The 12,953-nt window shown below is 69.6% G+C and carries 11 protein-coding genes; 3 read left to right on the top strand and 8 right to left on the bottom strand.

All coding sequences use genetic code 11. The features are described from left to right. Nucleotides 1-7: 7 nt before the first annotated feature. Nucleotides 8-2,134 carry a transglycosylase domain-containing protein gene (locus ABT147_RS09090; protein ID WP_351403634.1) on the bottom strand — a complete coding sequence of 709 codons (2,127 nt, stop codon included), beginning with the start codon at nt 2,132-2,134 and terminating at the stop codon, nt 8-10. A gap of 471 nt (nt 2,135-2,605) precedes the next feature. On the opposite strand from ABT147_RS09090, the gene ABT147_RS09085 reads away from it, so the two are divergent. Beyond that, a complete protein-coding gene (locus ABT147_RS09085) occupies nt 2,606-2,827 on the top strand; it encodes an FmdB family zinc ribbon protein (RefSeq protein ID WP_351403582.1) in 222 nt (73 codons plus the stop codon). 114 nt (nt 2,828-2,941) lie between these two features. Beyond that, on the top strand, nt 2,942-3,673 hold the full coding sequence (locus ABT147_RS09080; protein ID WP_502983060.1) for a DedA family protein: 732 nt from the start codon (nt 2,942-2,944) through the stop codon (nt 3,671-3,673). A 23-nt stretch (nt 3,674-3,696) separates the two neighbouring features. Here the strand turns inward: ABT147_RS09080 and ABT147_RS09075 are convergent, their stop codons facing one another. The 3 genes from ABT147_RS09075 to ABT147_RS09065 are packed head-to-tail and all read right to left on the bottom strand — an operon-like array spanning nt 3,697 to nt 8,278. Further along, a complete protein-coding gene (locus ABT147_RS09075; RefSeq protein ID WP_351403580.1) occupies nt 3,697-4,515 on the bottom strand; it encodes an HAD family hydrolase in 819 nt (272 codons plus the stop codon). Then, nucleotides 4,515-7,058, bottom strand: a complete 2,544-nt coding sequence (locus ABT147_RS09070) for a phosphoribosyltransferase (protein ID WP_351403579.1) — start codon at nt 7,056-7,058, stop codon at nt 4,515-4,517. The genes ABT147_RS09075 and ABT147_RS09070 overlap by 1 nt, the downstream gene beginning before the upstream one ends. Nucleotides 7,059-7,111: 53 nt before the next feature. Continuing rightward, nucleotides 7,112-8,278 carry an HpcH/HpaI aldolase/citrate lyase family protein gene (locus ABT147_RS09065; RefSeq protein WP_351403578.1) on the bottom strand — a complete coding sequence of 389 codons (1,167 nt, stop codon included), beginning with the start codon at nt 8,276-8,278 and terminating at the stop codon, nt 7,112-7,114. 190 nt (nt 8,279-8,468) lie between these two features. Between ABT147_RS09065 and ABT147_RS09060 the strand changes: the two genes are divergently transcribed. Further along, nucleotides 8,469-9,314, top strand: coding sequence for a TerD family protein (locus ABT147_RS09060; protein ID WP_351403577.1), 846 nt, complete (start codon nt 8,469-8,471; stop codon nt 9,312-9,314). Between the two features lie 136 nt (nt 9,315-9,450). On the opposite strand, the gene ABT147_RS09055 is transcribed toward ABT147_RS09060, so the two are convergent. From ABT147_RS09055 to ABT147_RS09040, 4 genes are all read right to left on the bottom strand, one after another. Next, a complete protein-coding gene (locus tag ABT147_RS09055) occupies nt 9,451-10,188 on the bottom strand; it encodes a TerD family protein (protein WP_351403576.1) in 738 nt (245 codons plus the stop codon). Nucleotides 10,189-10,302: 114 nt separating this feature from the next. After that, complete coding sequence (locus ABT147_RS09050; protein WP_351403575.1) at nt 10,303-11,448, bottom strand: DUF475 domain-containing protein; 1,146 nt, start codon at nt 11,446-11,448, stop codon at nt 10,303-10,305. 125 nt (nt 11,449-11,573) lie between these two features. After that, nucleotides 11,574-12,149, bottom strand: coding sequence for a TerD family protein (locus ABT147_RS09045; protein ID WP_033527290.1), 576 nt, complete (start codon nt 12,147-12,149; stop codon nt 11,574-11,576). A gap of 139 nt (nt 12,150-12,288) precedes the next feature. Further along, entirely contained in the window at nt 12,289-12,864 is a 576-nt protein-coding gene (locus tag ABT147_RS09040; protein ID WP_351403574.1) for a calcium homeostasis/redox stress adaptation protein, read from the bottom strand. Between the last annotated feature and the right edge of the window lie 89 nt (nt 12,865-12,953).

Here is a 12,953-nt window from a genome sequence, read left to right as displayed (position 1 = left end):
TCGGTGGTCAGCCGATGCTCATCGCACTGGACCAGATGTCGTAGGGGACGCCGGAATTGGGTGTGCCGGCGATCCCGTCGAGCGGCAGCGGCTCCAGGCTCCTGGTGAGGTCGATGCGGTAGACGACGACGGCGGTCGACACGTCCTCGGCCGTTCCGACGTACCAGGCGGCCTTGTCGTCCTGGGTGGTCCCGCCCTTGCCCGCCACCTCGAAGGAGGCGGCGCCGGGCGAGGTGGGGTGGTCGGAGCGGTAGGCGTCCGTGAGCGCCGAGGTGACCTCGGCGGCCACCTTGGCGCCCATCGCGCGCTTCGGCTTCGGGGTGTTCAGGGCCACCTTGGACCCGTTGTGCGTCACCTTCCGCACGGAGTACGGCTCGGTGTGCCTGCCCTGGGCGGCGAAGGTGCTGTAGCCGCTGGCCATCCGGATCGCGCTGGGCGTGGCGCTGCCCACGGACAGCGCGGGCACCTGGGCCCCGAAGCTGGAGCGGAGCAGTCCGGCCGCCTCGGCGGTCTCGCGCACCTTGTCCAGGCCGGTGTCCATGCCGAGCTGCATGAAGGGGGTGTTCACCGATCCGGCGAGCGCGTCGTGCAGGGTGATCGGGCCCCAGGACTTCTTGCCGTCGTTGTGGGCGGATACCTGGTCGCCGTCCCGGTCCCAGTACGGCCCCTCGGGGGTGGTCACCGGCACGGCGTCGTTCCCGTCGTAGACCGTCTGCGGGGTGACAGGTGTAGCCTCCCCGCCGCGCTCCTTCACGACGCCGTGTTCCAGGCCGGCGGCGTAGACGAACGGCAGGAAGGCCGAGCCGGACGGGACGGTGGTCGCGTTCGACTCGTTGTAGCCCTGGCGACGGTGGTCGGGGCCGCCGTAGACGGCGAGGATCCGTCCGTCGGCGTCGACCGAGGAGGCGCCGAAGTGGGCGGTCCTCGCCTTCTTCGGGGTGTCCTTCGCCACCTCCTCGCGGGCCTTGGTGACGGCGTCGGTCAGCTCGGTCTGCCGGTCCTTGTCGAAGGTCGTGTAGATCTGGTAGCCGCCCCGGTCGAACTCCTGGTCGGTGAGGTTCGCGGCCTTCTTGGCGTACTGGGAGGCCAGCACCACCAGGTAGTCGCTCTGCTTGCCGGTGTCGTACTGGTTCGACTGTTTCAGCGGCTCGGGAAACTTCTTGTACGTGGCGCGCTCCGCCTTGGAGAGCTTCCCGATGGCCACCATCCGGTCCAGGATCCAGTCCCAGCGCTCGACCGCCCGCTCACGGTTGGCCTTGCTGAGGGAGGGGTCGTAGAGGCCCGCGCCCTTGAGGAGGGAGGCGAGGACCGCGGCCTCGCTGACGTTCAGGTCGCTGACGTCCTTGCCGTAGTACGCCTGGGAGGCCCGCTGGATGCCGTAGGTGCCGCGGCCGAACCAGCTGGTGTTGAGGTATCCCTCGAGGATCTTGTCCTTGCTCATCTTGTTGTCGAGCTTGAGGGCGATCATCGCCTCGTCGAACTTGCGGCCGAGGGAACGATCCTGCGTCAGGTACACGTTCTTGACGTACTGCTGGGTGATCGTCGAGCCGCCCTGGGTGTCGCCCTCGCCGACGGTGCGCACCAGCGCGCGGGTGATGCCGCTGACGGAGATGCCGGGGTCGGAGTAGAAGCTCGCGTTCTCCGCCGCGAGGACCGCCCAGCGCACGTCCTCGGGGACGTCCTTCAGCGGCATCGCCTGACGCCGCACCCAGCCGGTACGGGCCATGGGGGTGCCGTCGGACCAGAAGTACACGTTGTCCTGCTGGGTGGCGAAGGTGTTGAGGTCCGCCGGTATGTCCGTGGCGGCGTAGGCGACGGTCAGGAACATGCCGCTGATGCCCACGGCGAGCCCCGCGGCCCCCAGCGACTGCCGCCAGGACGGCACCCAGCGGCGCCAGTCGGCACGGCCCGGACGCGGGTAGTGCGGCCGCATCCGCTGGACGAAGGGGGCGAAAGGGGCCAGTCGCGCGCCGGCGACGGCGGTGAATCTGGCCAGAACAGACGGCCGGGGCGCCTTGCGTCTGCCCCGCTTCCCCGCTTTCGGCTGCTCCTGCGGGAGGTCGAACGCGCCCGGCTCGGGCAGCCGCAGCTGCATGGTCTCGTCCGCCGGGGCAGGGGGGAGCTTCAGCTGCATGGTCAGGTCGGACTCCCGCACCTCCTCCCCGCGCCCCTTGCCCGGGGCACCTCGGCGGCGCGGGCGGCCCTCGCCCTCGGAACCCGTCATGTTCTCCGGGTCAGTCACGTCGGGCTCCCGTACGCGGGCGGCCCCAGCGATGCGCGGCAACTGTTCGGCGGCGCGCGGCAACCTTCTGCCCGCGCGCGGCGACTATCCGACCGGGAGACGTGGCTCCCGGTCGACAAAGGACAGCGGTCACTCCTGTCCCCCCTCCCCACTTGGCATCGCCCGTGTGGATGGTCACAGCCGCCACACCCGCGGCCGTGAGCCCCCTGTTTCCCCCGGCCCTTCGGCCTCCACACAGCGACCACAAATTATCAGTCACTTTCACAACTGCTTCTGTCAGTAGCGTGAAAATTTGGCCAGTGTGATCGACCCCCCAGAACAAAGGCCCCTTCCCGCCCCTCGGACGCCGGTTAGCCTGTGCCCATGCCTCGCTACGAGTACCGCTGCCGGACCTGCGGCGACACCTTCGAACTGAGCCGCCCGATGGCCGAATCGTCCGCCCCCGCGGACTGCCCCGAGGGCCACTCCGACACGGTCAAACTACTGTCCACGGTCGCCGTCGGAGGCTCGGCCGCCCCGTCCGCACCGGCGCCCCGGGCGGGCGGTGGTGGAGGCGGATGCTGCGGCGGCGGCTGCTGCGGTTGATCGACACACTTGGATCAACGGCCGACGGACCGTGATCGTTCACCGGCCCACCGACGTCAGATCTTTCTCAGGCTCTCTTCAGCTTCGCTCGCCTAGCGTGCACCCATGACAGCCATGCAAGCGGAGTCGATGAGCGGCGCGCCCCTGTGGATCATCGGGCTGATGGATCTGCTGGGGGCGCCGGGCGCGGGTCTCGCCGTAGCGCTGGAGAACCTCTTCCCGCCGATCCCCAGCGAGGTCATTCTCCCCCTAGCCGGCTTCGCCGCGAGCACCGGGCAGATGAGCCTCCTGGCCGCCCTGCTGTGGACGACCGCCGGCTCCGTGGTCGGCGCCCTCGCCCTCTACGGCGTCGGCGCCCTCCTCGGCCGCGACCGCACGGTCGCCGTCGCCGCCAGACTGCCCCTCGTCAAGGTCGCGGACATCGAGCGGACGGAGGCCTGGTTCCTCAGGCACGGCACGAAGGCCATCTTCTTCGGCCGCATGATCCCCGTCTTCCGCAGCCTGATCTCCGTCCCGGCCGGCGTGGAACGCATGCCCCTCCCCGTCTTCACCCTCCTCACCACCGTGGGCAGCGCCCTGTGGAACACGGCCTTCGTCCTGGCCGGCTACTTCCTGGGCGCCAACTGGACGGAGGTGACGGCGATAGCCTCGACATACTCGAAGATCGTCCTGGCAGGGGCAGCCCTGGCTGTACTGGCGTTCGCAGTGACCCGATTCCTGAGGAGGGGCAGGCGCAGCCGCCCCTCCTCAGGGGCGCGGGGCTGTATCGATTTGCGGCTCCGCCGCGGGGCGCGACAAGCCACGACCAACCCGCAGCCCGCCGACCACAGCACCCCCACCCCCTGACCGGAACCGGCGCGCAAATAACCTCACCGCTCCCGCGAGGCCCGCAAGAACTCCCGAAGAATCCGCTCCCCGGCCACCACACCCCGCTCGGGCAGGGCACTGACCGCAGGCCCCACAAACCCCTCATCCGCCAGCTCACCATGCCCGGGCCGCCAGGCCCGATCCGCCGCGAGCAACAGATCCGCATCCAGCAGGGAGTCCCCCGCAGCCAAGGTCAACTCCACCCCGGTCCGCCGCGCGACCTCCCGCATCGCCGCCGACTTGGTCAACGGCTTCGGCACGGCGTACAGCTTCCGCCCCTGGAGCGACACCGTCCACCCCCGGTTCTCGGCCCACACCGCGAACCCCTTCACCCACTCCTCGGGCAGCAGCTCACGCTCGACGACGAGATAGACGAACAGGTCCTCCGCGACCCGGAGCTTGCGCAGCCACACCGGGTCCGCCGTGGCCTCCAGCCGCTCCCGCACCTCGGCGAGCGGCACGCACTCGTCCGCGAGCCGGGCGGTGACCCGCTCGTGCCAGGCGGCGTCCGTGACACCGTCCACCAGCAGATGCCCGCCGTTGGCGCAGATCGCGTACGTGGGCTCCGGACCCGGCAGATTGATCCGCTGGTACTGCTTGCGCGTCCGGGTCGTCGTCGGTACGAACACCGCCGCGTCCCCCAGCTCGGCCAGCAGCTGCGCGGCCGTCTCGGTCATGTACGACAGCGGCTTGCTCTCGTGCACCTCGACGGTGAGCAGCCGGGGCGCCCGCGCGTCCGGCATGGTCAGCGCGAGCGCGGCCGACGAGTAGATGAGCGTACGGTCGAGATCGCTCGCGACCAGTACCCGAGGACCCGGCATCAGACCGCCACCGCCTTGCCGTCGGCGCCGGTCGCGCCCCGCGTGTACTGCGGGTGGATCAACCCCACGCATGTGTACGGCAGTTCGGCCACCTCTTCCACCGGTACCCCTCTCTGTTCGGCGAGCAGGCGTACGTGGTCGAGGTCCGCGCCCGCCCCGGCCCGCGCGAGGATCTTCCACGGTACCCGGCGCAGCAGCACCCGAGTGGTCTCGCCGACACCGGGCTTGACCAGGTTCACGTCGTGGATCCCGTACTCCTCGCTGATCCGCTCGACGGCCGCCCAGCCCTCCCAGGTGGGCGTGCGATCGGTGGCGAGCAGTTCCTTGGTCCGGGCGTCGACGGCGTCCGCGACGTCACCGAAGCGAGCGGCTATGGCGTCCAGGAAGTCCACCGACACATCGACGCCGGCCAGCTCCCGGTAGAACTTGGCCCCGTGGAAGTCGTCGGGCCCGACGAGGTCCGCGCGCAGCACGGTCCGTGATATCAGCCCGGAGACGGTCGAGTTGAGGCAGGCGGACGGGATGAGGAAGTCCTCCCGTGTGCCGTACGTCCGCACGCACGACCCGGGGTCGGCGAGCACGGCGATCTCCGGGTCGAAGCCGGTGACGCCGTCGGACTCCTCGAACTCCAGCAGGGCGGCGGCGAGTTCACGGGTGATCGCGCCCTTGCCGGTCCAGCCGTCGACGAACACGACGTCGGCAGGGTTGTGATGGGCGGCCAGCCAGCGCAGCGCGTTGGCGTCGATACCGCGTCCGCGCACGATCGACACGGCGTAGTGCGGCACCTCGATCCCGTGCCGGTACTGGGCCCACCGCCGCATCAGCACGCCCACCGGTGTGCCGGCCCGCGCCAGCGACACGAGGACGGGCCGCGCCGACCGCTCGGCGAGCACGGTCTCGGTGACGATGCCGACCGCCAGCGCGATCCGGTCGGCGGCCCCCTCCAGCGCGCTGTGGAAGAGCTCCTGGTACTGCTCGCTGGGCTGGTACTCCACCGGCAGCGACTCCGCGTAGTGCGCGCCCCCGCTCTGGATCGCCTCCTCCCGTTCCTCGGTCGGCGCCTCCAGCGTCACGTCCGAGAGATCCTGGAGCAGCCAGCCGACCTCATCGGGCGCGTAGGAGGAGAAGTCGGGGCCGCGCAGGGGCTCGGGGAGCATGGAGGACCTTTCGGTGACGGTCGGGGTCGGGGACGTCGGCGCATGGGGCTCGGTGGGGCGGGTGACCGGCCTCGGCGGCCAGGTGGTCGACGGGACGTACGACGGCACCACGGCGAGGAGCACGCGGGGCGTGTGTGCGGCGAGGGTGGCCAGGAGGCCGTCGGCGGCGTGCAGGGCGGGGGTGTCCGCCGTCGAGTCGACGACTGCGACCACCGCGTCGAAGCCACCGCCGGCCACGTTGTAGGCGTACCGCTCCCCCGGCCCGTCCGCGGGGTCGTCGTGCGCGGGGAAGACGATGCGGCTGCGGATCGCGTAGCCGGGGTCGTCGACGGCGAGCACGGGCGACCGGGTGGTGGTGGAGAACCGTATCTCCACCCCGTCCGCGACGGTCTTCTCCAGCTCCCGCGCGAGTGCCAGCGGCGCGTACATCAGCTCCTCGAAGCCGAGGACGAGTACCCGGCGGGCCCCCGGCGGCAGGGTGTCGGCGAGGCGCCCGGCCATGGCGGGCAGCGCGCTCTCCAGACGTGAGCGGTGCGCGGGGGTGAATCCGTGCCGCCCCCCGTCCGGCACCCCGGCCGGCCAGCCCAGCTCGACCCGCCTGACCACCGAAGCGGCACCCGTGCCCACCGGCACCGGGGCCGCCTCGTACTCCGCGACCAGCGCCTGCCCCTTCTCCAGCACCCCGTCCGGCAGCCGCACGGTCCCCTTCGCCGCGGCCACCAGATCCACCCGCGCCCCGATCTCCCGGGCGAACGCGTCCAGCCGCCCCTGGTCGGCGGCCGACCGCATGTCGACCAGCGCCACGACGACGTACCGCTTCCGGGGATACCGCTCGTGCAGCGCGCGAATGGTGTTGAGGACGGTGTTCCCGGTGGAGAACTCGTCGTCGACGAGCACCAGCGGTCCCCGCCCCGCGAGCAGTGTGGGGTCCTCCGGCAGCAGCAGATGCGAGGTCGCGTGGGAGTGGGACTCCTCGAAGCCGCCGGCCTGGTGGACGCCCTCGACCGGGCGGCGGGTGGAGTGGAGGTAGGGCGCCTCGCCCACGCCGTCCGCGACGGAGTGCCCGAGCCCGGTGGCCGTCTCGGCGTACCCGAGGACGACCGCCGTCCGTGCCCCCGCCGGACCCAGCAGCTCCCGCACCCGGCGGCCCAGCGCGAACCCGTGCCCGTGCACGACGGCCGGCGACTGCGGCACATGCTTGCCGAGGACGTTCGACACCAGCAGATGCGCCCGCTTGGGGTTGCGCCGCAGCGCGAGCCCCAGCAGTGCGCTCAGCTCCTCGTCCCCGACCAGTTCGACCCCGAGCCGCTCACCCACCCAGGCACCGGACCAGACCCCGCCGGAGGGGTCGGACGTGCCGGTCGTGTCGTTCGCTGCGTTAATCATCGATTCCTTAGTCGGTACGACGTGAAGACGGTCATCGGCGTGGAGCGGGAAGGTCAGTCGGGCAGACCCGCGGCCAGCAGGTCCACGAACCCGATGTCCTCGTTGGCGACACCGAACACCTCGGCGCGTTGCAGAACCCTTTCCGCCCAGGCGCGGTGCGGCTTGACCTCGTTCATCTTGTTGCGGGAGGCGGACCGCAGGACCCCGCCGCCGTTGCGGTCGGGCCGCAGGATGTCCTGGGCGTCGCCGAACTCCTCGTGGCTGACCACGGACAGCGCGTGCACCGGCAGGACGTGCGAGGGATGGATGCAGGTCTTGCCGAGCAGCCCGTTGGCCTGGTCGAGGGAGATCTCGCGCAGCAGCCCGTCCAGCGCGTGCTCGATCAGCGACTCGCGCAACTGCCCGGCCCGGTTCGCGAGGAAGGGGCTGGTGCGCAGCTGCGGCTTGAACATGCGCTCCTGGACCCGGAAGTACTCCCACACCGGCCCGGTGACCGTGAACCCGGTGCCGTCGGCGCGCCCCAGCACATTGACCACGTCCGCGATCACCGAGGCGACGATCTGGACGTCGTACGCGGTCATGTCGGGCGCCCGGCGCAGGGCGTAGGAGGAGCAGAAGTCGGTGACGCCGAGCCGCAGCGCGAGAACACGGTCGCGGTACTTGTCGACGGTGTGGGCGATGCCCTGGAGCGCCTCTACGCGCGTCTCCCTGTACATCAGCTCCGGCGATTCGAGCACGGGCATCCCGAACAGCCGTCGCCCGCTCGCGGCCTCGGCGGCGGTGAGTGCCTCCAGGAACGCCACCCCGCGCTCCTCGGTGAACTTCGGGAACACGAATCCGGACAGCAGCCGTACGGCCGGGCCGAACCGGTGGACGAGGTCGGGTATCTGCTCGGGGAAGCGGACCCTGATAAACAGCAGCGGAAGTTCGGCGTCCGGCCGCCCGGCGAGGTCGGTGAACTGCCGGACGAGGTTCTCCTCGGCGCCCACGACCTCCGCGTCGTCGATGGAGTCCTCCAGGCACAGCACCATGGAGACCACGCCGCGCCCGGCCTGCTTGACGATGTCGTCGGCCAGCCGCTCCCGGGTCGCCGGGCTGTAGAGCGTGGCACCGAGCGCGGCGGCCAGCACACGGGCCGGGGAGTCCGCGTCGAAGACGCCCGGCTCCCGGTAGAAGAGACGCTGACGCTCCTCAGGGGCGATGTGCCCGAAATGACGCATGTGATTCCCCCGTGATTGCTAGGCGTCCGGTCACGATCGTGGCCGGTAATAGTACGTACAAATGTGTGACATCAGTTCCCGCCGGGCGTGAAGTTCTGGTAACCCGGCCATGTCGGGCACTGGACGCTTTCACCGACGTTTCGGCGCCCCCGCGTTGTCGTGATCAGGACCGAGAGGGCAGGATGACCGCATGACGCACGCGATGCTGAAGGGGTCGAACGTCCCGATCGAAGCCACGGCGGTCCGCGCCGTGCTGCGCTGGGCGGCGGGCCAGGACTCCCCGGACGTCGACGCCTCGGCGCTGCTCCTCGGCCCCGACGGACGCGTACGGTCCGACGAGGACTTCGTCTTCTACAACCAGCCGCGCCACCCGTCGGGCAAGGTGTGGCGGCTCGGCAAAAAGCGTGTGGCGGACGGCCTCACCGACACCATCCAGACCGATCTGGCCGGTGTCGAGTCCGCCGTCGGCCAGATTCTCATCGTGGCCTCCGCCGACGACGTCCAGGGGGAGCCCGTCTCCTTCGACCGCGTACGGTCCCTGCGCATCCTGCTGTACGACGCCACGGTCGCCGACGCCGAGCCGCTGGCGTATTTCGACGTCAAGCCCGAGACCGGCGAGGAGACCGCCCTGATCTGCGGCGAGCTGTACCGCCGGGGCGGCGGCTGGAAGTTCCGCGCCCTGGGCGAGGGGTACGCCAACGGCCTCCAGGGCCTCGCCACGAACTTCGGCATCCTGGTGGACGAGACGGCGGCGGCGGCCGACCGGACGGCCACGGCCCAGACACCGGCCCCCGAGATCTCGGCCCCCCTGCCCCCCGAGCTGCCCCCGTCGGGCGTCCCGTCCCAGCCCGGGTACGGCTACCCTCCGGCGGCCCCGACCCAACCGCCCGCCCAGCCGGCCTACGGCTATCCGCACCCCCAGCCGGTCCCCGCCACCGCCAACGGCCCGGCCTACGGCTACCCACAGCCCACAGCGGCAGCCCTGGACCCCAACTTCCGCCTGCCCCCGCAGGGCCCTCAGTTCATCGGCCGCTGAGGGGCGCGCCCCGCAAGGGGCGCGGGGCTGTGTCTATATGCGGCTCCGCCGCGTGGGCGCGATCAACCCCCACCGACCCGCAGCCGCCGACGCACCTGCCGTCCCGAGCTCGAAGGCGGCCCGGCCAACACGCTCGTCAGCGCTCCGCCTTGGTCTTGTAGCCCCGCCCCCACTGCAGTCCCCACCCGTACAACCGGTCAAGCTCCGCCTGGAACCCGTAGACGAACTTCACCTCCCGGCGCACGGTGATCTCCCCCTTGACGTTCTCGATCATCACCACCGCACACGACCGGGCCTGCGGATGCCTCTCGTCCAGGCCTATCTCGATCCGCGGCCCGTTGCTCGGATACAGCGTCACCACGGCGTGCGTACGGTCGAACGCCGGCGTCTGGTCGTAGATGTAGACGAACACCAGCATCCGCTTGAACGCGTCCCGGTGGTCCAGGTTGATGTACATCGTCTCGCCGGACCCCGACCCGAACCGGTCGTCCCCGCTGAGCCGCATGTACGGCGGGTCGTTGATGTCCCCGAGGAAGCCGCCCAGCGGCTGTACGACGCCCTTCGTCCCGTCGGCCAGCTCGTACAGACAGCCGAGGTCGAGGTCGACGTTGACCATGCTCTGGCTGTGCGCCTGCACCTCCTCCGGCCGCAGGGCCTTGAAGGGGTGCCGCAGCACGCTCTGCCGCTTGGGCCCGCCGATGTCGGACGTCCGCATCCGCCAGGACAGGTTGACGCGCAGATGGCCCGCCGCGGCGTTCTGCTTGGAGAGGGACACCTTCTGGTGCCGCTTGGTCAGCTCGATCGCGTTGGTCGCCGCGTTGCCCGCGTCGAACTCCGAGGCCCGCCCGCGCCAGAGGTTGTCCAGGAAACTCATGCCCGCCCGCCCCACAACTAGCCGTGTCGTCGCGTCAACCACCAGCGGGGCGGCCGACGAGGACGAGTCCTCGTCGGCCGCCCCGCTCAGAGCCTGCCCTCACCCCGCGGGTGGTCACACCCCGGAGGAGACCTCCGACTTGTCGGCGGCGTCAGCTTTTCCCTCTTCGGCCGCCAGCGCCTTGTTGCGGCGCACCGAGGACCAGAAGGACCAGGCGATCAGGATGACACCGACGGAACCGGTGATGAACTCGTTGATCTCGTACTGGATGGTGACGAGGAGGATCGCGGCGAGAGCGCCGATCGCGTAGTGCGCGCCGTGCTCCAGGTAGACGTAGTCGTCGAGGGTGCCCTGGCGGACCAGGTACACGGTCAGCGACCGGACGTACATCGCGCCGATACCGAGGCCCAGCGCCATCAGGACGATGTCGTTGGTGATGGCGAAGGCGCCGATGACACCGTCGAAGGAGAAGGACGCGTCCAGGACCTCCAGGTAGAGGAACATGAAGAACGCGGCCTTGCCCGCGAGGGCCACGGCCGAACGCGGCTTGCCCTCGCGCTCCGCCGCTTCCTCCTCCTCGTGCTCGCGCTCCTCCTCTTCCTCCAGCTTGTTCTCGAAGAACCCGGAGAGACCGCCGACGACGAGATAGGTGATGAGGCCCGCGAGACCGGAGATCAGAACGGTCTGCGCCTTGTCGACATGGGCGCCGCCGTGCTGGTGGGCCTGGGTCGCGAAGGTCATCGAGGTGATCAGCAGGACGATCATCGCGATACAGGCCGACAGCATGTCGATCTTGCCGAGCTTGGACAGCGGACGCTCCAGCCAGCCCAGCCACTTGATGTCCCGGTCCTCGAAGATGAAGTCCAGGAAGATCATCAGCAGGAACATACCGCCGAAGGCCGCGATCGACGGGTGGGCGTCGGTCACGTACTGCTGGTACTGGTCCTTGTCGGTGAGCGCCAGGTCGACGGCCTCGATCGGACCCATCTTGGCGCTGATGGCGACGATGACGACGGGGAAGACCAGCCGCATACCGAAGACGGCGATCAGGATGCCGATGGTGAGGAAGATCTTCTGCCAGAAGGCATTCATCTTCTTCAGGATCCCGGCGTTGACCACCGCGTTGTCGAACGACAGCGAGATCTCCAGGACGGACAGGATCGCGACGATACCGAACGCGGCCCATCCACCGTAGAGAACCGCTGCGACCAAGCCGAGCGCGGTGACCGCGAACGACCAGCCGAAGGTTTTCAGAACCACTGGCTACCCAATCGTGTGTGTACGGGGTTCCCCCGCGCCGCGCGCGGCTTTACGAACTTTTGAACCCGAAGTCTAGTCGGGTACCCCTCGCACCCCACACGGCCCCGGCTTTTGCGCTTATAGCGCTACGAGACGTTCACTCCGAAGTCGAGTGCGATGCCTCGCAGACCGGACGCGTACCCCTGTCCCACCGCGCGGAACTTCCACTCCCCGCCGTAGCGGTAGACCTCGCCGAAGATCATCGCGGTCTCGGTGGAGGCGTCCTCGGAGAGGTCGTAACGGGCGAGTTCCTGGCCGTCTGCCTGGTTGACGACACGGATGAAGGCATTGCTGACCTGGCCGAAGGCCTGACCGCGGTTCTCGGCGTCATGGATGGAGACCGGAAAGACGATCTTGTCGACGGTGGCCGGCACCCGGGAGAGATCGATGATCAGCGACTCGTCGTCGCCGTCGCCCTCACCGGTGAGGTTGTCGCCGGTGTGCTCGACCGAGCCGTCGGGGCTCTTGAGGTTGTTGTAGAAGACGAACCACTCGTCCCCCAGCACCCGGCCGCCCTGGCACAGCAGCGCGCTGGCGTCGAGGTCGAAGGGGGCTCCGGTGGTGGTCCGGACGTCCCAGCCGAGCCCGACCAACACTTGAGTGAGGTTCGGCGCGGCCTTGGAGAGGGAGACATTGCCTCCCTTGGCGAGTGTGACGCCCATGGTGCTGGTCCTCCCCGATTTTCGAGCTTCAGTTGCTCAACTGTTCAGTTGTCCGTACGAGCGCGTCCGGCGCCGCGGTCGGTGATGACAGCGGCGCCGGACGTGGTGAGTCGGTGTCCAGGGGGACTTCCCCCGTGACTCAGACGTTCACACCGAAGTCCTGGGCGATACCGCGCAGGCCCGAGGCGTATCCCTGGCCGATGGCGCGGAACTTCCACTCGGCGCCGTGCCGGTACAGCTCGCCGAAGACCATGGCGGTCTCGGTGGAGGCGTCCTCGGACAGGTCGTAGCGGGCGATCTCCGCCTCGCCGGCCTGGTTCACCACGCGGATGAAGGCGTTGCGGACCTGGCCGAAGGACTGCTGGCGGTTCTCGGCGTCGTAGATCGAGACCGGGAAGACGATCTTCTCGATCTCGGCCGGGACACCCGCGAGGTTGACCTTGATCTGCTCGTCGTCGCCCTCGCCCTCACCGGTGAGGTTGTCGCCGGTGTGCTCGACCGAGCCGTCGGGGCTCTTCAGGTTGTTGAAGAAGATGAAGTTGGCGTCGCTGCTGACCTTGCCCGACGAGTCCAGCAGCAGGGCGCTGGCGTCCAGGTCGAAGTCGGTGCCGGTCGTGGTGCGGATGTCCCACCCCAGACCGACGATGACCGCGGTCAGGCCCGGCGCCTCCTTGGTCAGCGATACGTTGCCGCCCTTGCTGAGGCTGACTCCCACGAAGTCCTCCGTTTGGTTTCAGGGGCGGGGAGCCCCGTCGTGCGTTGGTGTCGGATCAACGTGTCGATCCTAGTGACGGGTTCCCGTTC

This window comes from Streptomyces sp. NPDC001868 (assembly GCF_040297125.1).
Lineage (GTDB): Bacteria > Actinomycetota > Actinomycetes > Streptomycetales > Streptomycetaceae > Streptomyces.
The sequence above is the reverse complement of the archived record's forward strand: the minus strand, read 5'-3'. Positions and strand labels throughout refer to the sequence as shown.